Here is a 24,356-nt window from a genome sequence, read left to right on the forward strand (position 1 = left end):
CTCAACTCCCGCGATAGGTGGAATAGCCGTAGGGGGAGATCAGCAGCGGCACATGATAATGCGCCGTCGTATCGGCGATACCAAACCGGATCGGCACGAGATCGAGAAAAGCCGGCTCCGGCAGCTTGGAGCCGCTGACACGCAGATAGTCTCCAGCGCGGAACAGCAATTCATAGGTGCCGGCAACGAAGCTGTCACCGATCAGGATGGGACCACCGTCCACGCGCCCGTCGGAGTTGGTCACAACCGTCTTCAGATGCGTGCGCGCCTCGCCCTCAACCCTGAAAAGATCGATCACCAGACCTTCAGCCGGCTTGCCAAGGGCAGTATCGAGCACATGGGTGGTCAATCCGGTCATAGCGTCGGTGCTCCAATGGTAAAGGGCGTATCGAAGAAGTATTCTTCCAGATTGTTTCCCGGTCCGTCGCGATCCACGATAAGAAAATCGCTCTGTTCGTCCAGCGCCATCAGCGGATAGTGCCAGACATTGACCCGATAGTTCACGCCCTGCTCACCCCGCGCCAGGAAGACCTGCGGCCTGCCGGGCTTGCCACCCTCATCCTCTGCAACAACGACGAGAAACGGCCGGCCGTTCAGCGGCACGAAACACTGGCTGCCGAAAGGATGCCGCTCCATCATGTCGATCGAGAAAGGAAACGCGCGCGGCTGGCCGCGAAAGAGGTTCAGGATAACCCGAGCCCCATCCCCGGCAGCTTCGGCATTGGACAACGCATGAAAGCGCTCTGTCGTGCCACCGTTGATGTATCGCATGGTTGCCGGATCGGCCTCGATCACATCACCGAAGGGTGCGAACGCGGCCTTTGTCAAAGGATTGATGTCGAGATGCTGTGTCATTGACTGATTATTCGCCTTCCGCTCGCCAGTGGCGAATGGAGTCCAATTGCAGGAGCAACTCCGGAACTGATTTGTGGGCGATGCCCCAAAGGGTCGCCAACTCGATGTCGACATACCCTTGCACAATCCGATTCCGGAAGTCCTGCATCACATGCCAAGGCAGCTCCGGATGGTCAACGACAAACTCCGGATATTCTTCTGCTATGCGTGTGGCGGCCTCGCCGATCAGCAGAAGATCCATGCCGATGGCACGCTGTTTCTCGACATTGTTGGAAAATGTGGCCTGATCGATCCCCCGAAGGAATTGGCCGATTTCGGATGCAGTAAGCTGCATGCGCTCGAGATAGGTGATCAGCGGATCCAGACTCATGCGGGCTTCACTTCGCAGACAGTATGCAATCTCTGCGCGCTGAAACGCCGCTCGGCATCGCCGACCACCTGCTCTCTTCTATCTCTGGACAATGCTTTCATGGCCTCACCGCAGCATCCTACCCGTGGATACTAGGCCATGAACGAACTGAAAAATAGCTCGTACTTTCTGCGAAAAAACCTATGCGGAAGCAAGTATGGGAGAGGATGGCGGCCCGAGGGCCGCCCGTCACGCTTCGGGAAGCATGGACTGCAGGCGCAGCAGCGCGATCTTTTCGACCTGCGCTGCCGCCGTCGCGAGTTCCGCATCCCGACCATTGTCGATCCGGGTTTCGAAGGCAGCCAGGATATCGTCCTTGCCGAGCCCCTTGACCGCGATGATGAAGGGAAAGCCAAACTTCGTCACATAGGCGGCATTGAGCTCGGTAAACCGGGCGTGCTCCTCAGGGCTCAGCCGATCGAGCCCGGCGCCGGCCTGCTCCTTGCGGCTGTCCTCGGTCAGCTCGCCGGCAATCGCCAGCCGGCCGGCAAGATCCGGGTGCGCCCGCAGCACGCCAAGCCGCTCCGCCTCGCTTGCGGCACGGAAAACCCGCACCAGCGCGGAATGCACGCCGCCGGAGGTTAGCGGCTCGGCGATCGCACCAGCATCATAGGCGCGCTCGGCCACGAAAGGCGAATGTTCGAAGACGCCGCCGAAGCGGCCGATAAAATCGTCCCGCGATATCATGTCAGCGCGCTCCCCCTGGAAGATGATTCTCATACCAGTGGTTGGCGATCTCAACGCGCTTCGGGATCCAGACCTTGTCATGCTTCTGCACATATTCGATGAACCGCCGCAACGCAGCGGCGCGGCCGGGGCGACCGACAAGGCGGCAATGCAAGCCCACGGACATCATCTTCGGGCTGCCTTGCTTGCCCTCTTCATAGAGCGTGTCGAAGGCATCCTTGAGGTAGGTGAAGAACTGGTCGCCCGAATTGAAACCCTGCGGCGTCGCAAAGCGCATATCGTTGGTTTCGAGTGTATAGGGGATGATCAGGAACGGCTTGCCGTTCAGACCATCGACCCAGAAGGGTAGATCGTCGGCATAGGAATCGGAGGAATAGAGGAAACCGCCTTCCTCCATCACGAGCCGCAGCGTATTATCGGACGGCTTGCCCTGGTACATGCCGTAGGGCCGCTCGCCGGTGAGTTCGGTATGCAACCGCACGGCCTCGAGAATGTGCTTGCGCTCCAGATCCTCTGAAAAGTCCTTATACTCCAGCCAGCGATAGCCGTGGCTGGCGATTTCCCAGCCGGCTTCCTTCATGGCGGCGACCGCTTCCGGGTTGCGGGCCATGGCGAGCGTCACGCCATAGACCGTCGCCTGAACCTTGAGTTCGGTGAACATGCGCCACAGCCGCCAGAATCCGGCGCGCGAGCCGTATTCGTAGATCGATTCCATGTTGAGATTGCGCTGGTTTGGCCAGGAAGCAGCTCCGACAATCTCGGAGAGCAGGTTTTCGGAACCCGGATCGCCGTCGAGAATGCAGCTTTCCCCACCCTCTTCATAGTTGATCACGAATTGCACTGCTACGCGGGCATCGCCAGGCCATTTAGGGTCCGGCGTATTGCGGCCGTAGCCGATGAGATTACGGGGATAGATTTCCGACATTGGATGCACCTTCTCTGATCGCGGAACGGTAGCATCCATGCCGGGAAAGTCGAGACGGAAACTCGGAAAATCACTTTCGCGTCAAAGCGGGGTATTGGCACGCGCCAGTCGCTAATCTAAAGCATGTCGCGCAAAAATGTGCAGCGGTTTTGCGATAACGACATGCGCAAGATCGCCTGAAGCGCGGGAAGCGAATCTAAAAGATCGCAACGCGCTTTAAGCGATCTTGCGCGCACTGACCTTTCCCATTGGATGCAGAGAGTGCACGCGGAAGGGACCGCCCGCCCCGTCTTCCATCATAAGCGCGATGTTGGCTATGGGAACGGGCGCAGCCAGGGACGGTTCGAAAAACTCGCGCAAAGCACGCTCGATACGCGCCATATCGGCGGGGCTCACTGTGCCCGTCAGCATCATCTGAAAGCGGAACTCATCCATGACGTGGGGATGCCCCCAACGATGCAGATTGGCAAATTGCGTCGCTGACAGGCCATCGGGATCGATGCGCTCGATTTCCGCTTCGCTCAAGGGAGCCCTGTATTGATCGAAGGTCTGCACCAGCGACGCCGCCAGGAAATGCATCTGTTGGCTTGGCACGGAAGGAACGAGACCCAGCGCACCGCCGAGCCGCGCAACCTCGAGCCTTGGAATTTCGAAGGGCGCAACCGTGCCGGAAAACCGCATCAGATCGCGCAGCAACCCAGCCTCTGACATGTCCTCCGCCAGCCGGAACGGCGCCTTCAGAAGCCCCATGAAGCCATAGCGGCGCGGAACAGCGGTGTAGAAGGCGATCTCGTGAATGCCGAGCCCGCGGATCGCAGGTGGATCAACCATCTCGCCGGAATAGACATTGCGGCCGAGCCAATTCGCCGCCACAAGCGTCAGCGGATCACTCGCAGACGGTGTGAAGCAAATGGCGTACCGCATAAAATTCCTCCAAGGCGCGTAACATCAGGTAGGCCGAACCGGCACCGATGGCCAAGGAGATAGGTGATTTGCGTGACAGATTGACGACCCGAAAGAGGCGTAAATTCACGTTTTATGTGATATGACTGAAATATGACTCGCTAAAGTGAAACTCTGCGGCAACTTGAAGCAAGCGGGCGCCCCAACCGCTTCCCGCACGGCCGCCTCCGCCAGCCGATGCGCCAGCCCGAAGCTCACCTTGAAGCCACCTGTCAATGCGATCAACGAGGGATGATCGGGATGAGCGCCCACCATCGGGTCGCGATCCACGGCCTTCGGACGCAGGCCAGCCCAACGCTCAACCACCTCCGCGCCGGCGAGCACCGGCGCCATGGCGCGCGCGCCCACAAGCAGATCGTCGAGCTGCCCATCCGTCGTCAACGGGTCGCCAAACCGATTCTCGCTCGTGCTGCCGACCGCGACCAAACCATTCTCATGCGGGACGATATAAAGGCCATCACGGAAGATAACGGGCAAGCCACCGTCGACATCGGCCTTCAGCATCGCCGCCTGGCCCTTGACCGGTTGGCCGAGCGAGGTTTTGCGTCCCTCCGTCAATTCATCAAGGATTGGAAACGAACGATAGCCGGCAGAAAGGATGCAACGGCCGAAGCGAATGTCGCCCTCATTCGTGCGTGCGAGACCCTTGTCAGGATCGATGCTCTCCACGGCAACGCCCTCGGCGAGCCGGACATGCCTTGCCCCAGCCAGAGATTTGCAAAGCACCTCCAGCAAGGCGCGGGGCGCGACGCGCGCGGCCAGGGTATCGTACACAAATCCGCTTTCCGCGAAGGAAGCTTCGATCCAGCCTTCAACGGGCGCTGCATCGAGCACGTGCCAATGAAACCGGCGCTCCCCATGCCGCCAATGCGCTTCCGCATCCCGGGAATGACCGAGTGCGATCTGCCGCAGATGCGGCTTCGGCAGCGGGATCAGGCGACCGGCGCGACAGTAACCCGCCGAAAGCCCGGTCTCGGCCTCCAGGCCGGCAATTTCTTGTTCCAGCGCGACAAGGGCATCGAACTGAAACTGCTTCTTCTCGGACCATTTATCCGGCATATGCGGCATCAGCGCGCCAAGCAGGCCGCCGCTCGCTCCCTGTCCGACGCGGCCGGCTTCCACGAGCAATGCTTGGATACCGAGACGCTCGGCATGAACGGCCGCCCACAGCCCCATGATCCCGCCGCCGACGATCAGTAGATCGACGGACGATTGACCGGCGGGTCTGAGAAGATTATCGGCTCTTTCCATGACAGATCCAGTTTCCGATCGGACAGAAGCATCCGAAACCAATGCGGCAAGCCCGGAGCTCGAATGGCGCGACGGCGATATGCCCTATTCGACGGCCTTTGGCGACCATTTTTATTGCCAGACGGACGGGCGGCTGGAATGCGGCCACGTCTTCCTGGCCGGCAATGGTCTGCCCGACCGTTGGCAGGGACGACAGAATTTCCTCATTGGCGAACTCGGTTTCGGCACCGGCCTGAATTTCTGCGAGACCTGGCGCCAGTGGCGGCAATGGGCGCTCCCCGGTTCGGAGCTGCATTTCATGTCCTTCGAGCTCTACCCGATGCGGGCCGAGGAGATTGACCGCGCGCTGTCGCATTGGCCTGAAATCGACCGGGAGCGCCAAGCGCTCGTCGCCGCCTGGCCGGACCATCCCGAGGGTGTCGTGTCGCTCGAGCTCGATGCGAATACGCGCCTCAGCGTCGTCTGCGGACCGGCCCTTGAAGGCGTGCGCGACGCCCAGCAGGGCTTCGATGCCTGGTATCTCGACGGCTTCGCACCGTCGCGCAACGCCGACATGTGGTCGCCGGAACTCATGCGGATGCTCCACGACAAGACCGTTCCGAACGGCACTTTCGCCACCTATGCAGCCGCCGGCTTCGTGCGGCGAAACCTGCAGGCGGCGGGATTTGTCGTGGAGCGGCGCAAGGGCTTTGCCGGCAAGCGCGAAATGCTCTGCGGCACCAAGCCTGCCTGAGGCCGGATTTCAGTCGCCGGGCCGGAAGACGACCATTGAGGGCTCATACCAACTCGCCAAGATGCTGGCGAACCCAGCTGGCCTCCTGCGAGGCGGTACGCCGGAAGTGTCGTTTGAAATCTCGGCTGAACTGAGCGGGGCTGGCATAGCCGACCGATGCCGCCACCTCTGCGATCGTCTTGTCCTGACGCGCAATCATCAACCGTGCCTCATGGAGCCGCATCGCCTTCACATATTGTATCGGACTGCTTCCCGTCAGGGCCTTGAAATGGACGTGATAGGAGGGAACGCTCATGCCCGCCTCTCGCGCCAGCGCCGCAACCGAGATCTCGGAACTGTAGGTCTCGCGCAATCGGGTAAGGCTTCCAACGATCTTCCCGGAAATGCCCTGCTGTTGAAGCGCCGAGATCATCGCGCCGCCTTGCGGACCGACGAGCACCCGGTAATGCAGCTCGCGCAGGGTGCCCGCTCCCAGAACCGCAAGCTCGACGGGATCGCGCAATGCCCGCAGCAGACGCAGCACGACATCCTCGATCATCGGCTCCATTCTGCTCGATATCAGACTTCTCGCTCGGCCAGCTGTCGGCTCAGGACGCCGCGTCTCCATTTCCGAGGCGATTTCGGCAGCCAGCAGCATGTCGAACTCGACATAGACGGCAAGCAAGGGACGTTCTGCACTGGCTGACGATTCCATCCGAAATGGAACGGGCACCGACACGGCCAGATAGTGTTCCTCATCGTAGAGATAGACCTCGCCTTCAAGCATGCCCTGCTTTCGGCCTTGCAGAACGAATACCGCACCCGGCTTATAGAGCACGGGGACGTCATGAAGGATCGCCTCGGTCCTGAGAATGCGGACGCCGGCAAACGCCGTTGGATTGTATCCTTGGCTGGGAGCAAGAAGCCCCGCCAGCTCCACCAACTCCTGGCGCTTCGCCCCTCCATCCGTCATCTTCATAGGATTTGGCAAGATACTCATAGTTTTCGCGATCGTTACTGGCGTCTTTGAAGATTATTAGTCATGGCATCGATCAATCAAGAAGAGAATACCAATCATGTCACAGAAGACCTTCTTCATCACCGGGGCGAATTCAGGCTTTGGCTTCGCGATTGCGGCCGCTGCGAGCCGCCAGGGCCATAGGGTCATCGGTACCGTCCGCTCCGAAGATTCGCGAGCAGCCTTTGCAGAACGCTTGCCGGCGGCTCGGTCCGTCCGTTGCGACGTAACCGAATTCGACCGGATGGCCGACGTGGTTCGTAAGGTCGAAGAAGATCACGGGCCGGTTGACGTACTGATCAACAATGCCGGCTACGGTCACGAGGGAATCCTCGAAGAGTCGCCCCTTGAGGAAATGCGGCGGCAGTTCGACGTGAATGTCTTCGGCGCAGTTGCGGTCGCCAAAGCCTTCCTGCCGAGGTTTCGTGAAAGACGTCGCGGCTTCATCGTCAACGTCACCTCGATGGGCGGCATGATCACCATGCCCGGCATCGCCTATTATTGCGGAAGCAAGTTTGCCCTCCAGGGCATCTCGGAAGTCATGCGTGCTGAGATGGCGCCATTCGGCGTCCGAGTGACCGCCCTTTGCCCCGGCTCCTTCCGGACCGATTGGGCCGGACGATCGATGATCCGGACTGAGCGATCAATCGCGGATTATGACACCTTGTTCGATCCGATCCGGCAGGCACGACAGTCCAAGAGCGGCAGGCAACTCGGCGATCCTGACAAGCTCGCGGCAGCCGTTCTGAAATTGATCGAATCCGACGCTCCTCCGCCGCAACTCCTGCTCGGCAGCGATGCCCTTGCACTTGTGTCCGAGAGGATCGAGCGCCTCAAACAGGAGATCGAAGCATGGGAGTCCGTTACCACTTCGACCGACGGCTGAAAGTGCCGGCCTTCGCAATGGCGGGAAGCTGTCGTCCAGCCTTGCGTCCTGTCTATCGACTTGAACTCTAGTTCTTGGAGCGATCAGCCTGGAAGGCGGTATCGCCCAGATAGCGCTGGATCTTCGTTTCGAGAAGTTCGGGGCTGATCGGCTTGGACATGCAATCATCCATGCCTGACTGCATGCATGCGATGCGATCGACATCCAGCGCCTGCGCCGTGACCCCGACGATGGGTACATGCCATCCATGCCCGGCCTGGGTCTCAAACTGCCGGATCATGCGGGTCGCCTGATGACCGTTCATGACCGGCATGGACACATCCATGAGGATCAGCGACGGCCGCAACTGGCGCCATGCGTCCACGGCCGCCTGGCCGTTCTCCACGACGAGGAACCGCAGCCCGGTCGGCTGCAGGATCTGCGTGAAGACGATCTGGTTCACTTCATTGTCCTCGGCAACAAGGACGTCGATGGCGTTGCCGGGTTTGGCCGACGTTATCTGATCGGTGGCTTCGATCGCGGCTGCGGCTTCTGCCTCTATCGGGAGCCGACGTTCAACGGGAGCCGATCGCTCCCCCAGTTTCTTCCGTCGCGATGCGCGCACGACATCGATAATCGTGCCGCGCAACACATTGGCGCGCACGGGCTTCATCAGATGTGCCTGGCCATTGACGGCGGCGAACTCCCTATCGCAACCGGCGGCGCCCATCGATGTCAGGAACACGATCGGCAGCGCGCAGAAACGCGGATCGGCACGCACGGCGCTTGCGACCTGATAGCCATTCATACCGGGCATACTGTAATCGACGATCATCGCATCGACCGATATGCCCATATCGAAGGCAGCATCCAGAATGGCGAGCGCAGTCTTGCCGTCCTCGGCGACATGCCCGTCGAAACCCCATTGCGTCAACTGTTCGGTCAAGATGCCCCGATGGATCGCGTCGTCTTCCACGATCAGGACTCTGGCATCCCTCACATTGGCCGGCAGCTCCGCGACTTTGCCGCGTGCGACAACCAGCGGCATCGGCAGATGGACCGTGAAAACCGATCCTCTGCCCCATTCGCTCTCCACCGACAGAGAGCCCCCGAAAAGATCGACAAGACCGGCCGTGATGGCGAGCCCCAGGCCCGATCCCTCAAGCCGGCGCGCAAAGGATGAATCCGCCAGCGAGAACTTGTCGAAGATCGTATCGAGCTTTTCGTCGGGAATGCCGATGCCCGTATCTTCGACACGGAGGACAAGCAATACGGTGTCGCCCGGCGCCGGCTGGCTGTCCAGCTCCACCAGCACATGACCGCGCTCGGTGAACTTGATCGCATTGCCGACGAGATTGGTCACGATTTGTCGAAAACGGCCGGCATCGCCGAGCATCGCCGCCGGCATGCCGGGAGCGATGCGCACCATCAGCTCGACATTCTTTTCCGATGCGGCCGCGGCCAACAACGTCGCAATGTCCTCGACGGCCTCGGCAGGATCGAATGCCATCTTGCGCAGATGCATTTCGCCGGTATCGATGCGGGAAAAATCGAGAATATCGTTGATGATGGTCAGCAGCGCATTGCCCGATTTGACGATGATATCGACGAAGGTCTTCTGCCGCGCATCGAGATCCGTCTTGCCGAGCAGTTCCGCCATGCCAAGGACGCCATTCATCGGCGTGCGGATTTCATGGCTCATATGGGTCAGGAACTCCGATTTCGCCCGATCCGCGGCATTGCTGCGCGCCAGGAGCAGCTGCAAATCCGCCTCGCGCTCCTTCATTTCGGTGACATCGGTCAGCACCACCGTCCAGCGGCGATGCTCGCCGATTGCGGCGCCGAGCTGCATCCAGCGCCCGCCTGTGATCTGGAACACGCAGGAGATCGGCTTGCCGACAGCAATGCTTTCCCCCCAAGATGTCCGCACAGCCTCGGCGTCATCGCCAAAGTCGCCGCGCTCCGCACAATAGTCGAAGGCCGCAGACCAGCCTTTGCCGACCTCGAGAAGCTCTGCCGGCAGCTTCAGCATGTCCTTCAGCCGATCGTTGGCCAGCATGATCGTACCGTCCTGGACGATCAGCAGCCCTTGGGACATGGCCTGCATGGCATCGGCCATAAGCTCGCCGAGGCGCTCCAGCGCCAGCCGTGTCTCAGTGATCTCCTGGAATTGCCGCTTGACGGAGGAAATATCCGTATAGGACATGAGCGTCCGGCCGTTGGAAATGCGGCGGGCATCGATGATGACCGACTTGCCGTCGGCAAAATTCATCTCCGTCTGCAGATGCTCGCCCGCCTTGCGCAATGCCGCCAGACGTGCCTGATAGATGTCGTCGATGCTGCGGCCGTCGAAGCCGAAACGCGCCAGTTCGTAGTGCTTTGCGATGAGGTCCCGATAGGGACGGCCTTCGAAGCGATCCTCCTTCGAGAATTCCCAGATATCGTAGAAGGCGTCATTGACGTATTCCACGATATAATTGCTGTCATGGATCAGGACGCCGATCGGCATCGAGCGAAGAATATTGTCAAGGTCGTGATGCAGCGTCTTGGCGGGCGCTTCAAGAAACACGCCGAAAATGTAGACGCGGTCTTCCGAAGGGGAGAAACTCTCGATCTGGATTCGCGAGCGCTGACGACCCGATCCATCAAAGCACAGCGCCACCTCTTCAGAGCCGAAGACCAGAGCTCGGCGCTCCCTGTCTTCTCTGTCGGCGCTTTCGCCGGCATCGAGAAGATCATGGCTGCGATTGCCAATGAAATCGGAAACGTCGTGCCCGAAAAACCGCGCATAGGCATCGTTGACCGCGACGTAACGAAGCTCGCTGTTCTTGATGTAGGCGGGCCTGTCCAGATGGGCGATCCGGCGGCACGCTATGTCAAGCAGTTCACCGTCCAAGGTCAAACGGAGCCTCTCTTTTCACCGCGCATGATAGTTCATGAAACGACGCTCTAGCATGATTGGCTTTAACAAAGCCTTAACCATGTTTAACCGTCGCGCCGACGTCGCGTTCAGACCACGCGCTATCCTATAACGGTCATGCCTTGGTCGCAAACGACGGCGGCACGCCGGGGGAAACTCTGCCAAGAATCCGTCAACGGATCATTGGGAGCGAGCGCCATGAGCGACGAAGAAAGCCTGACCTTGAACGAAGCCCAGATCGCAACGGCGACGGGCGAACGGCGGCGGCGGGCCGGAGGGCGCGGAGCCGAACGCAGCCGCAAACCGAGTGGCACGAAATATCTCAATCTTGTCAACAATCTCGCGCGCACCGAACTCCTGTCGCCCGAAGCGCTCGACGACATTCACAACGCCTCGCTGACGATCCTCGAAGAAATCGGCATGGATATCATCCTGCCGGAAGCGCGCGAGCGCATGAAGGCTGCCGGCGCCGATGTCACGTCAGGCACGGAACGCGTACGTTTCGACCGCAATATGATCATGGAGCTCATCGCTTCCGTCCCATCGAACTTCACCCTGCATGCCCGCAATCCGCTGAGAAATGTTGAAATCGGTGGCCGCAATCTCGTTTTCGCGCAGGTTGCCTCCGCCCCATTTGTCGCCGACCGCGAAGGCGGCAGGAGAGCTGGCAATCAGGAGGATTTCCGCAAGCTCATCAAGCTCGCCCAATCCTTCGACGTCATCCACATGACCGGCGGCTATCCGGTCGAACCCATCGATATCCATGCCTCGGTGCGCCATCTCGACTGCCTCTCCGATATCGTGAAGCTTACCGACAAGGCCTTCCACTGCTATTCGCTCGGCAAGCAGCGCAATCTCGACGCGATCGAGATCGCTCGCATCGGCCGCGGCATCAGCATGGAGCAGATGGAACGCGAACCCTCGCTCTTCACCATCATCAATTCCTCCTCGCCGCTGCGCCTCGACGGGCCGATGCTGCAGGGCATCATCGAAATGTCGTCGCGCGGCCAGGTCGTGGTGGTCACGCCATTCACGCTGGCAGGCGCCATGGCACCGGTGACGATCGCCGGCGCGCTGGTGCAGCAGAATGCCGAGGCGCTCTGCGGCATCGCCTTCACACAGATGGTGCGCAAGGGGACGCCGGTCATGTATGGCGGCTTTACCTCGAACGTCGACATGAAGACGGGCGCGCCCGCCTTCGGCACGCCGGAATATATGAAGGCGGTGATATCAGGCGGCCAGCTCGCCCGCCGCTACGGCATCCCCTACCGCACCTCCAACACGAATGCTTCGAATACGCTCGATGCCCAGGCAGCCTACGAATCGGCGCTGTCGCTGTGGGCGCTGACCCAGGGCGGCGGCAATTTCGTCCTGCATGCAGCCGGCTGGAGCGAGGGCGGGCTTACCGCCTCTTTCGAGAAATTCATCCTCGATGTCGACATGCTGCAGATGGTCGCCGAATTCCTGACGCCGCTCGATGTCAGCGCCGATGCTCTGGCGCTGGATGCCGTGCGCGATGTCGGTCCCGGCGGCCATTATTTCGGCACGGCGCACACGCTCGCCCGCTACGAAACCGCCTTCTATTCGCCGATCCTGTCGGACTGGCGAAACAACGAAACCTGGGCGGAAGCCGGCCGGCCTACAACTTACGATCACGCCAACCGCGTCTATAAGGAAACGCTGGCGCGTTATGAACGCCCCCCGCTCGATCCGGCAATCGAGGAAGAGCTCGACGCCTTTGTCGCCAGACGCAAGGCAGAGGGTGGCGTTCCCACCGATTTCTAGTTGAAAACAAAGAGCTTTTACGCCTCAAATCATGAACGAAATTTAATGTCGCGACCCATTTTTTGGCCGCGACTTCGCCCCCTTTCGCACGCAACGTCCAACTCGGCTTCGGCTGGGAGCCCCGTGTTTTTTGGGAAAGGGATGTCAATGTCTGTGCTTCGCACATTAACGACGGCCAGTTTGATCGCGCTGACGCTTGGCAGCGCCGCCACGGTAACCACCACCACTGCCAGCGCCTCCGATCGTGGCGCCTTCTTCGGCGGTCTCGCCGCGGGTGTCGTCGGCGGCGCCTTGGTGGCCGGGGCCGCCCGGCCGGCCTACCCGGCTTATTATCCGGCCTATCCGGCCTACTATGACGGTCCGGTCTACGAGCGGGTCTATGTGCGCCCCTACCCCAGCTGCTACTGGGCATGGCGCCACGACGGCTGGGGCCGGCCCTATCGCGTCGAGGTTTGCCGTTAAAGCCTGATGGCGCCGCAAGGTGCCAACGAAGTTCCCCATCAGTCGCCTCCGATCTTCGATGCCGCCGGACTTCCGGCGGCATTTTCGTCTGTCTGTTGAAAAGCTTTCGCCCACACCCCTTGACATTGGCGGCATTTAAGACCAAATGCGCTCCAGCTTTCACCTTCCGGCCGCCGCGTGAGCGTGCCCTGCGGGACAGTCTGTACGCAAGAGAAGGACAAAAGCGCTTTATGAATGAGGCCGCGCCAATGCGCTGCGGCCGGATGCGCTGGAAAGCTATTTCCAACTTACAAGTTCCCACTTCACGCGGGGTTCTTGACGCCAGAGACAGACCGGACCGCATGGTGCGACCCGGCCTATTTGCTTTGGCGCCCCCGAAAGGTATTGAATTGACCGATTTTCACTCGCTTGGTCTCTCCAAGCAGATCGTCGATACGCTGTCGCAGAACAACTTCGCTACGCCGACGCCGATCCAGGCGCAGGCGATCCCGCTCGTTCTTGAGGGCCGCGATCTCATCGGCCTCGCCCAGACCGGCACCGGCAAGACGGCCGCTTTCGGCCTGCCCATCATCGAAATGCTGCTGAAGGAGGCCAAGCGCCCCGACAACCGCACCGTCCGCACGCTGATCCTCGCCCCGACCCGCGAACTGGTGAACCAGATCGCCGATAACCTCCGCCTCTTCGTGCGCAAGTCGCCGCTGCGGATCAACCTCGTCGTCGGCGGCGCGTCGATCAACAAGCAGCAGCTTCAGCTCGAGCGCGGCACCGACATCCTCGTCGCGACGCCCGGCCGCCTTCTCGACCTCATCAATCGCCGTGCCCTCTCGCTCGGCCATGTCACTCACCTCGTCCTCGACGAGGCCGATCAGATGCTCGATCTCGGCTTCATCCATGATCTCCGCAAGATCGCCAAGCTTGTTCCGGCCAAGCGCCAGACCCTGCTGTTTTCGGCCACCATGCCGAAGGCAATCGCCGATCTCGCTTCCGACTACCTGACCAATCCGGTCAAGGTCGAAGTCTCGCCTCCGGGCAAGGCGGCCGACAAGGTGGAGCAATATGTCCACTTCGTAGCCGGCCAGAACCACAAGACCGAGATTCTCAAGGAAACGATTTCGGCCAATCCGGATGGCCGCGCCATCGTCTTCCTGCGCACCAAGCATGGCGCCGAGAAGCTGATGAAGCATCTGGATCACGTCGGCTTTGCCGCCGCCTCCATCCATGGCAACAAGAGCCAGGGCCAGCGCGAACGCGCGCTCAAGGGCTTCCGTGATGGTGAAGTCCGCGTTCTCGTCGCGACCGACGTTGCCGCCCGCGGCATCGATATTCCCGGCGTTTCGCATGTCTACAATTTCGATCTGCCCGAAGTTCCTGACGCCTATGTTCACCGCATCGGCCGCACGGCGCGCGCCGGCCGCGATGGTATCGCCATCGCCTTCTGTGCCCCGGATGAAATCCGCCTGCTGCGCGACATCGAGCGCCTGATGGGCATCGAGATTGCGGTTGCCAGCGGCGAGGCTCCGGCCGATCGCGGTCGCCCCGTTCGCGGCAAGGGCCGCGGCGCTCAGGGCAATGGCGGTCAAGGCAGAGGCCAGGGCGGCCAGGGACGGGAGCGCGGCGAAGGCCGCCCGCAACGTCCGGCCCGTCGTCCGTTCTTCGACAAGGAAGGTGGCGAAGCCCGTGGCCAGAACGGCGAGCGCCAGGAACGCCGCCCGCGCGAAGACCGGCCGCAGCGCGAAAACAATCGCAACGCCGATTTCCGCGGCCAGCGCCGCAACGAGCCGACGCCGCGCCCGGAACCCGACAACGATCTCGCCTCCACCTCGGACTTCCGTCCCGCTCGCAAGCAGCACAACGGCCAGTCCAACGGCAACGGCGCCTCGCATGAGGGCGGTGCCCATCGCGGACAGCGCCATTCCCATGGCCGCCCCGCAGGCCGCCACAACGAAGAGCGCGGCGCCCAGGGTGAACAGCGCAATGGCGGCAACGGCCGCATGCGCCGCCGCGGCCCCGGCAACGGCGGTCAGCGCCGCGAGCGTGCTTGATGTAATAAAAAGGGGGCCGAACGGCCCCCTTTCTTTTTAAAGATGATACGAACCTATTCCGGCACCACTTCCGCAGTACGCCGGTTGGTCAGATAGACGCCGATGACCACGATGACGGTGCCGATGATGATCGGCAGCGTCAGCGGCTCGCCGAAAGCGATCGCAGCCTCGATGGCGACGGCCGGCGGCATCAGGTAGATCAGCGATGCCGCGCGCGAAACCTGCCCCCGACGGATGAGATAGAGCAGCAGACCGACAGCGCCCATCGACAGACCGAAGACCGACCAGAGCATCGCGAAAATGGCCTCCTGCGTGCCGTCGAAACGCAGACCTTCGATGATGAAGGCGAGCGGCACGGTGACAATCAACGCGCCGACATATTGCAAGGTTGCGATGGTTCTGAGGTCGCCGGTCTGCAGGTGCCGCTTCTGGTAGAGCGTGCCGTAAGTCACCGAGACCATAGCCAGCAAGTTGACGACGAGCGGCACCGCCGATTGCCAGAGATTGGCCGTATCCGTCGCCAGGAGCTTCGGCGAGATCGCGATGGCAATGCCGAGGAAACCAAGCAGCAGGCCGAGCTTCTGGACCGGCTGCAGCCGCTCGCCGACGAGGAGCGGCGCCGCCATGGCGGTCATCAGCGGCTGCAGCGCTGCAATGATGCCGGAAATGCCGGCCGGCACGCCCTCGGCAATCGCCCACCAGAGGCCTGCGAGATAGATGCCATGAAGGAAGATCCCGGAATAGACGGCCCGAAACACGCTCGACCAGTCGCGCGGCCATTTGGCGCCGGCGATCGAACAGAGCAGCACGAAAGCAAGCGCCGACAGGCTGTAGCGGATCATCAGGAAGGTGAAAGGGCCTGCATGCAACGAGGCATATTTGGCAACGATCCAGCCGGTGGACCATAGCAAAACGAAAATCGCCGGTGCAAGTTTATCGAGGGACATGGAAATCGGACCGATATGTTTGGCGCTTCGGAGCCGGAATCCTGGTCGAACTCAGGGTGTCGCGCGGAGGGACTGAAGGCTGATAGCCGATGGCGGTTGAGCGGTCAAAATCGATCTGCTGAAAACAGTAATCAATTTTTCTTCATGTCCGGCGAACCACCGCCCTGGTTTCAGAAACTTCCGCCACTACCCAGGCGTTCAGTCCGCAAAAGAAGCAGATGCTCAAATTTTGATCCAAACATTGCGACAAGACCCGGCAAGCAACAGCCACCTTACTCTTAAATGCCTGTAAATCCGGCATTTTTCGATATTGCGAAATTCGCGATGGCAACTGCGCATAGTTCTTGCATTGTAAAAACCGTTGTATTCAAATGGGTAAAAACACGGGGACCGCACCTTTGGCATTTGATGAAATGATTACTGCGGATGAAAGTCCGCGCGCGCCTTACGAGAAATACTTCGAGTGGTACTCAGGCCAGGACAGAGGCCACCTCATTGCCAAATCCCGCGATGCGGAAACCATCTTCCGAAAAACGGGCATTACCTTCGCGGTCTACGGACACGCAGACTCCTCCGAAAAGCTCATCCCCTTCGACATCATCCCCCGCATCATATCCGGCCGCGAATGGCGCAAACTGGCCCAGGGCATCGAACAGCGGGTCGTTGCTCTTAACGCCTTCCTCCACGACATCTATCACAAGCAGGAAATCATTCGCGCCGGCCGTATTCCGCGCGAGCTGATCGAGAAGAACGACGCGTTCCTGCCGGAGATGATCGGCTTCCGCCCGCCCGGCGGCGTCTACACCCACATCGTCGGCACCGATATCGTGCGTACCGGCGAAGACCAGTTCTATGTACTCGAGGATAACGCCCGCACACCGTCCGGTGTCAGCTACATGCTGGAAAACCGCGAAACGATGATGCAGATGTTCCCCGAGCTGTTTCACCAGAACAAGGTGCAGCGCGTCGAGGATTATCCGCTGTTGCTGCGCCAGAGCCTGGCGTCACTCGCCCCTCCCGGCTGCAAAGGCAAGCCACGCGTCGCCGTGCTGACGCCCGGCATCTACAACTCCGCCTATTACGAGCATTCCTTCCTCGCCGACATGATGGGTGTCGAGCTTGTGGAAGGCTCGGATCTGCGCGTCATCGACGGCAAGGTGAAGATGCGTACGACGCGGGGCTATGAGGCGATCGACGTGCTCTATCGCCGCGTCGACGACGATTTCCTCGATCCCCTCACCTTCCGCCCGGACTCCGCGCTCGGCATTCCCGGCATCATGGATGTCTACCGCGCCGGCAATATCACCATCGCCAACGCGCCCGGCACCGGCATTTCCGACGACAAGGCGATCTATTCCTACATGCCCGAGATCGTCGAATTCTACACCGGCCGCAAGCCGATCCTCGAGAACGTGCCGACCTGGCGCTGTTCGGAGCCCGACAGCCTGCAATATGTGCTCGATAACCTCGCCGATCTCGTCGTCAAGGAAGTCCATGGCTCCGGCGGCTACGGCATGCTCGTGGGACCGACTGCAACGAAGAAGGAGCGGACGGCCTTTGCCGAGAAGCTCAAGAGCAAGCCGAACAACTACATCGCGCAGCCGACCCTTTCGCTGTCGACCGTGCCGATCCTCGTCAACAAGGGCATTGCGCCTCGGCATGTCGATCTGCGGCCCTATGTCCTTGTCTCCGACAAGGTACGGATCATCCCCGGCGGGCTGACCCGCGTGGCGCTGAAGGAAGGCTCGCTGGTGGTCAATTCCAGCCAGGGCGGCGGCACCAAAGACACCTGGGTTCTGGAGGACTGATCGGACATGCTGGGAAGAACCGCGAATGGCCTCTACTGGATGTTCCGTTACATCGAGCGTGCCGAAAACATAGCCCGCCTGGTCGATGCCGGCCAGCGCATGTCGCTGACCCGCAGCGACGCCGTCGATGACGACTGGGATGGCGTCCTGCAAAGCGCCGGCGTGCGCGAAGCCTATGACGAAGTGCATAACAAGCTGACGGGTGCCGACGCGATCGATTATCTGATGCGCGACCGCTCCAATCCGTCGAGCGTCATGTCCTGCATCGAATACGGCCGCAACAATGCCCGCATGGTGCGCACCGCGCTGACCCGCGACACTTGGGAAGCAACCAACGAGTGCTGGATCGAGCTGAAGTCGCTCCTCGGCAAGAAGCTGAAGACGGCCGAACTGCCCGAAACAATCGATGTCATCAAGCAGCGTGCCGGCTTAATCCGCGGCGCCTTCCATGGCTCGATGCTGCGCAACGAGCTCTATAACTTCGCCCGCATCGGCACCTTCATTGAGCGCGCCGACAATACGGCCCGCATCCTCGACGTGAAATATTACGTGCTATTGCCATCCGTCTCGCATGTCGGCTCCTCGCTCGACAATGCGCAATGGGAATCGATCCTGCGATCGGTCTCGGCCCATCGGGCCTATAAATGGGCCTACGATCCCGAATACAAGCCGGCCAATATTGCCGACTTCCTGATCCTGAACGGCCAGATGCCGCGTTCGCTCGCCTATTGCTACGACAAGATTGTCAGCAATCTGGGTTACCTCAGCGCCGAATACAAAAAGCAGCTGCCGGCGCACGATACCGCCGAGGCCATCCGCCAGTCGCTGCAGAAGCTGACGATCAAGCGCATCATGGATCAGGGCCTGCATGAGTTCCTCGAAGATTTCGTTGCCCGCAACAACAAGCTGGGCGCCGAGATTTCCGACGGCTATCGGTTCTACGAGTAGGCGGGCGATATCATGAGATTGACGATCAACCATATCACGGAATATCGCTACGACGAGCCGGCCCAATTCTCGCTGCAGCGGCTGCACTTGACGCCGCTGACCGGCGTCGGACAGACGGTCATCGATTGGAAGCTGACGGTCGAAGGCGCCAAGCCGGAAGTGGAGTATGACGACCAGTTCGGCAACCGCACCACGCTCGTTTCTCTCGATGGACAGCAGGACGCAACGAAGATCATCGCGACAGGCGAAATCGAGACGCAGGATCTCAACGGCGTTATCGGGCTACATCAAAGCTTTAGCCCGCTCTGGCTTTTCCTGCGGGAATCGCCGCGCACGAAGGCAGGAAAGCTGACGAAGGAACTGCTGCGCAGCGTTTCCGGCGACAATGAGCTCGGCAAGATGCATGCGCTGATGAAGGCGATCCACGAAACCGTGGAATACAAGCCGGGCACCAGCGACACCGAGACGACGGCGGAACAGGCACTGGAGGCAAAGAGCGGCGTCTGCCAGGATCACGCTCATATCTTCCTCGCCGGCGCCCGGGCATTGCAGATCCCGGCCCGCTATGTCTCCGGCTATCTGATGATGGAAGGCAAGAACGAGCAGGCAGCCACGCATGCCTGGGCGGAAGCACATATTCCCGGCCTCGGCTGGGTCGGTTTCGATCCGGCGAACGACGTCTGCCCCGATGCTCGCTATGTCCGCATCGCGACCGGCCTCTGCTATCGCGACGCGGCGCCGGTTTCCGGCATGCGCGTCGGCACGCCGGGTGAGACCCTTATCGTCAAGGTGACGGTCGCGAGCCAGGGGCAGAGTCAGAGCCAGAGCTGATACCGGCATCTCCGGGAAGAAAAGCCGGACGTCTCTATCGTTAGCCAGGCATCCCGACGCCGGAACTACAGTTGATTTTCTCTATTCTACCCTGTGCGCGACAAGGTAGGAACGAAACATGATGGTCAGTTGCCTTTCCGCTTCGATGCCATCACCAGGGCTCAAGACTTTATGGCAAAAGGCCGGAACGGTTCCATAAAGGGTTGCGATCAGTGTTTGTGCAATCAAACCCGCATCGGCAAAGCGGCCATCAACGGCACCGGACAGGGTTGCCTCGATAGCCCCTGTACTGCGCTGGATCGCCGACTCAATTAGCTTTCGAGCATCGAGTTCCAAACCGATACGGTAGAGCGCCGGAGAAACCTCGGCCCGCGCTATTTGCACCTGGAGGTAAGCTTTTACCATGGCTTCAGCTATCGTCTCGACGGTAGCATGACGAGTTTCGTCACACGCCTTTTCTATCGCTTCGGCAAGCATCACAAGATGCCGCTCCAGCACGGCAAAAAGCAAAGCCTGCTTATTGGGGAAATACTGATAGAGCGTCCCTACCGAAACGCCCGCACGACGTGCCACACGCGTGGTGTTGAAACGAATTAGACCATCACTCAACAAAACCTGAATGGTTGCTTCGAAAATCGCGTCCACGGTTGCGATGGAGCGGCCCTGACGCGGGGATTTCCGGGGGTTTAGCAGTGGTCGGAGGCCGTTTTCCATAAGCGAATCCAAAACCTGAATGATGCTTCATATATAACTTCCGGCCCCGCTACTCCAGCAATAGTGCGGTTTACGTCGGGCGCATTCAGAGACGTATTGGAGACGAATATGGGTAAATTGGACGATAAGATCGCTGTTATCACCGGCGGCAATTCAGGAATAGGGCTGGCGACCGCCAAGCTATTTGCACGCGAAGGCGCAAAGGTCGTCATTACCGGCCGCGATCAGGTGACGCTCGATGCCGCGGCACAAAGCATCGGGCATGGTGCCGACGCGATCCGCAGCGATATTTCCAGGATGTCGGATATCGAAGCACTTCGCGACTATGTCGAGAACAAGCATGGTCGGGTCGATATCGTCTTTGCGAATGCCGGCGGCGCACGACCAAACATGTTTGAATACATGTCGGAGGAGGAATTCGATTTCACGGTCGTTAACACGTTCAAAGGGACTTATTTTACGGTGCAGAAGCTTCTGCCGCTCATGACCTCCGGCGGCTCGATAATCCTGAACACATCAACCCTGAGCACGCAGGGTCGTCCGTATGTCAGCGTCTATTCGGCCGGGAAAGCCGCCATCCGCTCGTTGGCACGGTCGCTCACCGTCGAACTGACCGGAAAGGGTATCCGCGTGAATGCCGTGGCACCTGGCTATATCGATACCGATCAAGCGCGGAAAGCAGGAGTGAGCGAGGAGATGATCGAGCAGACGAAGACCCAGGTGCACGCCCAAATTCCGATGCACCGCAGTGGCACAGTCGACGAGATCGCGAAAGCCGTCCTGTTTCTCGCCTCCGATGACTCGTCTTACGTGACGGGCAGCGAACTGTGCGTCGATGGCGGCTGGGCTCAAGTATAATAGCGATCCCGGCACTCCTTGTGAGTGCCGGGATTAATTATGCGTAACGAATTTACCAGTTCAAGGCCTAGTGGCTGTCGCGGTTGTTCGGAATTTCCGAGCCGCGCGGGCCGACGAGGAAGTCGAGGTCGGCGCCGGTGTCGGCCTGCATGACCGACTTCACATAGAGACCGCCGTAACCGCCGTTGAGCGGCTTGACCGGGGAAACCCAGGCGGCGCGACGCTTTGCCAGTTCCTCGTCCGACACTTCGAGCTGGATGGTGCGGGCGGGAACGTCGACGGCGATGATGTCGCCATTCTGAACCAGCGCCAGCGGGCCGCCATCGGCAGCTTCCGGCGCGGTGTGCAGGATGACGGTGCCGTAGGCCGTGCCGGACATGCGCGCATCCGAAATGCGGATCATGTCGGTGATGCCCTTCTTCAGCACCTTCGGCGGCAAGCCCATGTTGCCGACTTCGGCCATGCCCGGATAACCCTTCGGGCCGCAATACTTCAGCACCATGACGCAGTTTTCGTCGATGTCGAGATCGTCGCGGTTGATACGAGCGTGGTAGTCTTCGATGCTTTCGAAGACAACGGCACGGCCCTTGTGCTGCATCAGATGCGGCGAAGCGGCCGACGGCTTCAGGACAGCGCCCTTCGGCGCGAGATTGCCGCGCAGAACGGCGATGCCGCCCGACTGGGTCAGCGCCTTCTCACGAGGCACGATCACGTCGTCATTGTAGTTGACGACATCCTTGACCCCAGCCCAGATCGTGTCGCCGGTGACGGTGATGGCGTCCTTGTGCAAGAGGCCCATCTCGCCGACCGCCTTGATGACGACGGGCAGACCGCCGGCATAGTAGAACTCTTCCATCAGATGCTTGCCCGACGGCTGCAGGTTGACGATCGTCGGCACTTCGCGGCCGAGGCGATCCCAATCATCCAGCGACAGATCGACGCCGATGCGGCCGGCAAGTGCCAAGAGGTGCAGAACGGCATTGGTGGAACCCCCGACGGCGCCGTTGACGCGGATCGCGTTTTCAAAGGCTTCCTTGGTCAGGATGTCTGATGGTTTCAGATCTTCCTTGACCATGTCGACGATGCGACGGCCAGAAAGCTGCGAGATGACGCGGCGGCGTGCATCGACGGCCGGGATAGCGGCGTTGCCGGGCAAGGTCATGCCAAGCGCTTCGGCCATAGACGCCATGGTCGAGGCCGTACCCATGGTCATACAGCTGCCGGCCGAGCGGGCCATGCCCTGCTCCGCATCCATGAATTCATCCAGCGACATCTCGCCGGACTTGACCATTTCCGAAAACTGCCAGATCGCCGTGCCGGAGCCGACATCCTTGCCGCGCCACTTGCCGTTCAGCATCGGACCACCGGAAACGAGGATGACCGGAATGTCGACGGAAGCCGCACCCATCAGCAGGCTCGGCGTGGTCTTGTCACAGCCGCCGAGCAGCACGACGCCATCGACCGGATTGCCGCGGATCGCTTCTTCGACGTCCATGGCCGCCAGGTTGCGGAACATCATCGCCGTCGGACGCAGCGTGCTTTCGCCAACGGAGAAAACCGGGAATTCGACAGGAAAGCCGCCCGCTTCGTAAACGCCGCGCTTTACGCGCTCTGCAAGGTCGCGCAGATGCGCGTTGCAGGGCGTCAGCTCCGACCAGGTGTTACAGATGCCAATGATCGGACGACCGTCGAACGTATCGGCCGGCAGGCCCTGGTTCTTCATCCAGGAGCGATGCATGATCGCGTTCTTGCCGGTGCCGCCGAACCAGTCGTAGGAGCGCAGTCTGCGCGGCCATTCAGCTTTCTTTTTCATAGTCTCGGTACCTTTTGTGTCGCCCGAGCCGCCTCGTTCGCGCCCGGGCTTTGAATTCGATGGTCAGGCCAGCGTGTAGGCGGTCTTGACGGTTGTGAAGAACTCGGCGGCATACTTGCCCTGCTCGCGCGGTCCGAAGGACGAGCCCTTGCGGCCGCCGAACGGCACGTGGAAATCGACACCCGCCGTCGGCAGGTTGACCATCACCATGCCCGCTTCCGCATTGCGCTTGAAATGCGTCGCATGCTTCAGGCTCGTCGTCGCAATGCCAGAGGAAAGCCCGAACGGCGTGTCGTTGGCGACGGCCAAGGCTTCCTCGTAATCCTTGACCCGGATGACCGAGGCAACCGGCCCGAAGATCTCTTCGCGGCTGATGCGCATCTGGTTCGTCGCCTCGGTGAACAGCGTCGGCTGCAGGTAGAAGCCGGGCGTGTCGCGGTTGACGAGCTCGCCACCGAAGGCAAGCTTGGCGCCTTCCTGCCGGCCGATCTCGATATAGTCGGTATCCGTCTTCAGCTGCTTGGCATCGACGACCGGGCCGATATGCGTGCCAGACTTCATGGCGTTGTCGACGTTGAGTGTCTTCAGCTTCTCCGTCAGCGCCGCCACGAACCGGTCGTGAATGCCCTCGGTGACGATCAGGCGCGACGAGGCCGTGCAGCGCTGGCCGGTCGAGAAGAAGGCGGAGTTGGCAGCCGCTTCGACGGCAACCGTCAGGTCGGCGTCGTCAAGCACGACCATCGGGTTCTTGCCGCCCATTTCCAGCTGGTACTTGCGGCCATGCTCGACCGAAGACAGCGCCACGCGCTTGCCCGTGCCGACCGAGCCGGTAAAGGTGATGCCCGAGAGAACCGGGCTATCGAGCATCGCCTGGCCGACGACCGAACCCTTGCCCATGACGAGGTTCAGGACGCCCTTCGGCAGGCCGGCGCGATTGAGGATATCGACGATCGCCCAGGAGCAGCCGGGCACGAGATCGGCCGGCTTGAAGACGACGGTGTTGCCGTAGCAGAGCGCCGGCGCGATCTTCCAGGCCGGAATGGCGATCGGAAAGTTCCAGGGCGTGATGACACCGATGACGCCGAGCGGCTCACGGGTGATCTCGACACCGATGTTCGGACGCACGGACGGCAATACCTCACCCGCCAGGCGCAGCGCCTCGCCGGCGAAGAATTCGAAGATCTGCGCGGCGCGGATGGTCTCGCCGATCGCCTCTGGCAGGGTCTTGCCCTCTTCGCGAGCCAGCAGCGCGCCAAGTTCGTCCTTGCGGGCCAGGATCTCTTCGCCAGCTTTCTTCAGGATCGTGTGACGCTCGAGAATACCGGAGCGCGACCAGGCCGGAAAGGCGGCCTTGGCAGCTGCAATCGCATCGGCAACATCCTGCGTGCTCGCGCTCGCATAAAGACCGACGACCTCGTTCGTATCCGACGGATTGATGTTCTCGCTCCCCGTCGTCCCAGTCCACTCCCCGGCGATCAAGTTCTGATGAATGCTCATGGCGTCATGCCTTCCTGGATCGTATTGAAACTGCCCGGCCGATCCC

Annotated in this window: 22 protein-coding genes; 9 read left to right on the plus strand and 13 right to left on the minus strand. The window is 60.7% G+C overall.

Features of this window, described 5'->3' with window-relative positions; genetic code table 11:
* Window position 1 precedes the first annotated feature (1 nt).
* From uraH to AC13Q5_RS08725, 7 genes are all read right to left on the minus strand, one after another.
* Window positions 2-358 carry a hydroxyisourate hydrolase gene (gene uraH, locus AC13Q5_RS08695; protein WP_488501439.1) on the minus strand — a complete coding sequence of 119 codons (357 nt, stop codon included), beginning with the start codon at window positions 356-358 and terminating at the stop codon, window positions 2-4.
* Window positions 355-855: an ureidoglycolate lyase gene (locus AC13Q5_RS08700; protein WP_075851198.1), complete on the minus strand. Its 501-nt coding sequence runs from the start codon at window positions 853-855 to the stop codon at window positions 355-357. The genes uraH and AC13Q5_RS08700 overlap by 4 nt, the downstream gene beginning before the upstream one ends.
* A 7-nt stretch (window positions 856-862) precedes the next feature.
* Window positions 863-1,189, minus strand: a complete 327-nt coding sequence (locus AC13Q5_RS08705; protein WP_488501440.1) for a HepT-like ribonuclease domain-containing protein — start codon at window positions 1,187-1,189, stop codon at window positions 863-865.
* A 264-nt stretch (window positions 1,190-1,453) separates the two neighbouring features.
* On the minus strand, window positions 1,454-1,951 hold the full coding sequence (gene uraD / locus AC13Q5_RS08710) for a 2-oxo-4-hydroxy-4-carboxy-5-ureidoimidazoline decarboxylase (protein WP_488501441.1): 498 nt from the start codon (window positions 1,949-1,951) through the stop codon (window positions 1,454-1,456).
* 1 nt (window position 1,952) lies between these two features.
* Window positions 1,953-2,876, minus strand: coding sequence for an allantoinase PuuE (gene puuE / locus AC13Q5_RS08715; RefSeq protein WP_075851204.1), 924 nt, complete (start codon window positions 2,874-2,876; stop codon window positions 1,953-1,955).
* Window positions 2,877-3,092: 216 nt separating this feature from the next.
* Window positions 3,093-3,800 carry a DUF1045 domain-containing protein gene (locus AC13Q5_RS08720; RefSeq protein WP_075851206.1) on the minus strand — a complete coding sequence of 236 codons (708 nt, stop codon included), beginning with the start codon at window positions 3,798-3,800 and terminating at the stop codon, window positions 3,093-3,095.
* Window positions 3,801-3,905: 105 nt separating this feature from the next.
* Window positions 3,906-5,090, minus strand: a complete 1,185-nt coding sequence (locus tag AC13Q5_RS08725; protein WP_457878979.1) for an NAD(P)/FAD-dependent oxidoreductase — start codon at window positions 5,088-5,090, stop codon at window positions 3,906-3,908.
* Here AC13Q5_RS08725 and mnmC2 point away from each other — a divergent pair.
* A complete protein-coding gene (mnmC2, locus tag AC13Q5_RS08730) occupies window positions 5,089-5,823 on the plus strand; it encodes a tRNA (5-methylaminomethyl-2-thiouridine)(34)-methyltransferase MnmC2 (RefSeq protein ID WP_457878980.1) in 735 nt (244 codons plus the stop codon). The genes AC13Q5_RS08725 and mnmC2 overlap by 2 nt on opposite strands.
* A gap of 43 nt (window positions 5,824-5,866) precedes the next feature.
* Here the strand turns inward: mnmC2 and AC13Q5_RS08735 are convergent, their stop codons facing one another.
* Entirely contained in the window at window positions 5,867-6,802 is a 936-nt protein-coding gene (locus tag AC13Q5_RS08735; protein ID WP_457878981.1) for an AraC family transcriptional regulator, read from the minus strand.
* 76 nt (window positions 6,803-6,878) lie between these two features.
* On the opposite strand from AC13Q5_RS08735, the gene AC13Q5_RS08740 reads away from it, so the two are divergent.
* Window positions 6,879-7,706: an oxidoreductase gene (locus AC13Q5_RS08740; RefSeq protein WP_075851214.1), complete on the plus strand. Its 828-nt coding sequence runs from the start codon at window positions 6,879-6,881 to the stop codon at window positions 7,704-7,706.
* Between the two features lie 67 nt (window positions 7,707-7,773).
* Here AC13Q5_RS08740 and AC13Q5_RS08745 read toward each other — a convergent pair whose 3' ends face one another.
* Window positions 7,774-10,587, minus strand: a complete 2,814-nt coding sequence (locus tag AC13Q5_RS08745) for a response regulator (RefSeq protein ID WP_488501442.1) — start codon at window positions 10,585-10,587, stop codon at window positions 7,774-7,776.
* 216 nt (window positions 10,588-10,803) lie between these two features.
* Between AC13Q5_RS08745 and AC13Q5_RS08750 the strand changes: the two genes are divergently transcribed.
* The 3 genes from AC13Q5_RS08750 (at window position 10,804) to AC13Q5_RS08760 (ending at window position 14,894) form a co-directional block, all read left to right on the plus strand.
* On the plus strand, window positions 10,804-12,390 hold the full coding sequence (locus AC13Q5_RS08750) for a trimethylamine methyltransferase family protein (RefSeq protein WP_488501443.1): 1,587 nt from the start codon (window positions 10,804-10,806) through the stop codon (window positions 12,388-12,390).
* Between the two features lie 147 nt (window positions 12,391-12,537).
* Window positions 12,538-12,852: a hypothetical protein gene (locus tag AC13Q5_RS08755; protein WP_488501444.1), complete on the plus strand. Its 315-nt coding sequence runs from the start codon at window positions 12,538-12,540 to the stop codon at window positions 12,850-12,852.
* Window positions 12,853-13,193: 341 nt separating this feature from the next.
* Window positions 13,194-14,894, plus strand: a complete 1,701-nt coding sequence (locus AC13Q5_RS08760; protein ID WP_488501445.1) for a DEAD/DEAH box helicase — start codon at window positions 13,194-13,196, stop codon at window positions 14,892-14,894.
* Window positions 14,895-14,947: 53 nt separating this feature from the next.
* On the opposite strand, the gene AC13Q5_RS08765 is transcribed toward AC13Q5_RS08760, so the two are convergent.
* A complete protein-coding gene (locus tag AC13Q5_RS08765; RefSeq protein WP_488501446.1) occupies window positions 14,948-15,841 on the minus strand; it encodes a DMT family transporter in 894 nt (297 codons plus the stop codon).
* A gap of 398 nt (window positions 15,842-16,239) precedes the next feature.
* On the opposite strand from AC13Q5_RS08765, the gene AC13Q5_RS08770 reads away from it, so the two are divergent.
* The 3 genes from AC13Q5_RS08770 to AC13Q5_RS08780 are packed head-to-tail and all read left to right on the plus strand — an operon-like array spanning window position 16,240 to window position 19,428.
* Complete coding sequence (locus tag AC13Q5_RS08770; RefSeq protein WP_075851223.1) at window positions 16,240-17,649, plus strand: circularly permuted type 2 ATP-grasp protein; 1,410 nt, start codon at window positions 16,240-16,242, stop codon at window positions 17,647-17,649.
* 6 nt (window positions 17,650-17,655) lie between these two features.
* On the plus strand, window positions 17,656-18,597 hold the full coding sequence (locus tag AC13Q5_RS08775; RefSeq protein ID WP_488501447.1) for an alpha-E domain-containing protein: 942 nt from the start codon (window positions 17,656-17,658) through the stop codon (window positions 18,595-18,597).
* A gap of 12 nt (window positions 18,598-18,609) precedes the next feature.
* Window positions 18,610-19,428, plus strand: coding sequence for a transglutaminase family protein (locus tag AC13Q5_RS08780; protein ID WP_075851225.1), 819 nt, complete (start codon window positions 18,610-18,612; stop codon window positions 19,426-19,428).
* An 81-nt stretch (window positions 19,429-19,509) separates the two neighbouring features.
* On the opposite strand, the gene AC13Q5_RS08785 is transcribed toward AC13Q5_RS08780, so the two are convergent.
* Entirely contained in the window at window positions 19,510-20,142 is a 633-nt protein-coding gene (locus AC13Q5_RS08785; protein ID WP_488501448.1) for a TetR/AcrR family transcriptional regulator, read from the minus strand.
* Between the two features lie 108 nt (window positions 20,143-20,250).
* Between AC13Q5_RS08785 and AC13Q5_RS08790 the strand changes: the two genes are divergently transcribed.
* Window positions 20,251-21,000: an SDR family oxidoreductase gene (locus AC13Q5_RS08790; RefSeq protein WP_488501449.1), complete on the plus strand. Its 750-nt coding sequence runs from the start codon at window positions 20,251-20,253 to the stop codon at window positions 20,998-21,000.
* Between the two features lie 67 nt (window positions 21,001-21,067).
* Here AC13Q5_RS08790 and araD read toward each other — a convergent pair whose 3' ends face one another.
* Window positions 21,068-22,813, minus strand: coding sequence for an L-arabinonate dehydratase (araD, locus tag AC13Q5_RS08795; RefSeq protein WP_075851228.1), 1,746 nt, complete (start codon window positions 22,811-22,813; stop codon window positions 21,068-21,070).
* Window positions 22,814-22,876: 63 nt separating this feature from the next.
* Entirely contained in the window at window positions 22,877-24,310 is a 1,434-nt protein-coding gene (locus tag AC13Q5_RS08800; RefSeq protein WP_488501450.1) for an aldehyde dehydrogenase family protein, read from the minus strand.
* Window positions 24,311-24,356 lie beyond the last annotated feature (46 nt).

The sequence above is a fragment of the Martinezella sp. CNPSo 3964 genome, from assembly GCF_057784375.1.

Bases quoted from the DNA above. Each gene is read 5' to 3' on its own strand.
- uraH (WP_488501439.1), bottom strand. From the start codon at position 358: ATGACCGGATTGACCACCCATGTGCTCGATACTGCCCTTGGCAAGCCG.
- AC13Q5_RS08700 (WP_075851198.1), bottom strand. From the start codon at position 855: ATGACACAGCATCTCGACATCAATCCTTTGACAAAGGCCGCGTTCGCA.
- AC13Q5_RS08705 (WP_488501440.1), bottom strand. From the start codon at position 1,189: ATGCAGCTTACTGCATCCGAAATCGGCCAATTCCTTCGGGGGATCGAT.
- uraD (WP_488501441.1), bottom strand. From the start codon at position 1,951: ATGATATCGCGGGACGATTTTATCGGCCGCTTCGGCGGCGTCTTCGAA.
- puuE (WP_075851204.1), bottom strand. From the start codon at position 2,876: ATGTCGGAAATCTATCCCCGTAATCTCATCGGCTACGGCCGCAATACG.
- AC13Q5_RS08720 (WP_075851206.1), bottom strand. From the start codon at position 3,800: ATGCGGTACGCCATTTGCTTCACACCGTCTGCGAGTGATCCGCTGACG.
- mnmC2 (WP_457878980.1), top strand. From the start codon at position 5,089: ATGACAGATCCAGTTTCCGATCGGACAGAAGCATCCGAAACCAATGCG.
- AC13Q5_RS08725 (WP_457878979.1), bottom strand. From the start codon at position 5,090: ATGGAAAGAGCCGATAATCTTCTCAGACCCGCCGGTCAATCGTCCGTC.
- AC13Q5_RS08735 (WP_457878981.1), bottom strand. From the start codon at position 6,802: ATGAGTATCTTGCCAAATCCTATGAAGATGACGGATGGAGGGGCGAAG.
- AC13Q5_RS08740 (WP_075851214.1), top strand. From the start codon at position 6,879: ATGTCACAGAAGACCTTCTTCATCACCGGGGCGAATTCAGGCTTTGGC.
- AC13Q5_RS08750 (WP_488501443.1), top strand. From the start codon at position 10,804: ATGAGCGACGAAGAAAGCCTGACCTTGAACGAAGCCCAGATCGCAACG.
- AC13Q5_RS08755 (WP_488501444.1), top strand. From the start codon at position 12,538: ATGTCTGTGCTTCGCACATTAACGACGGCCAGTTTGATCGCGCTGACG.
- AC13Q5_RS08760 (WP_488501445.1), top strand. From the start codon at position 13,194: ATGGTGCGACCCGGCCTATTTGCTTTGGCGCCCCCGAAAGGTATTGAA.
- AC13Q5_RS08765 (WP_488501446.1), bottom strand. From the start codon at position 15,841: ATGTCCCTCGATAAACTTGCACCGGCGATTTTCGTTTTGCTATGGTCC.
- AC13Q5_RS08775 (WP_488501447.1), top strand. From the start codon at position 17,656: ATGCTGGGAAGAACCGCGAATGGCCTCTACTGGATGTTCCGTTACATC.
- AC13Q5_RS08780 (WP_075851225.1), top strand. From the start codon at position 18,610: ATGAGATTGACGATCAACCATATCACGGAATATCGCTACGACGAGCCG.
- AC13Q5_RS08785 (WP_488501448.1), bottom strand. From the start codon at position 20,142: ATGGAAAACGGCCTCCGACCACTGCTAAACCCCCGGAAATCCCCGCGT.
- AC13Q5_RS08790 (WP_488501449.1), top strand. From the start codon at position 20,251: ATGGGTAAATTGGACGATAAGATCGCTGTTATCACCGGCGGCAATTCA.
- araD (WP_075851228.1), bottom strand. From the start codon at position 22,813: ATGAAAAAGAAAGCTGAATGGCCGCGCAGACTGCGCTCCTACGACTGG.
- AC13Q5_RS08800 (WP_488501450.1), bottom strand. From the start codon at position 24,310: ATGAGCATTCATCAGAACTTGATCGCCGGGGAGTGGACTGGGACGACG.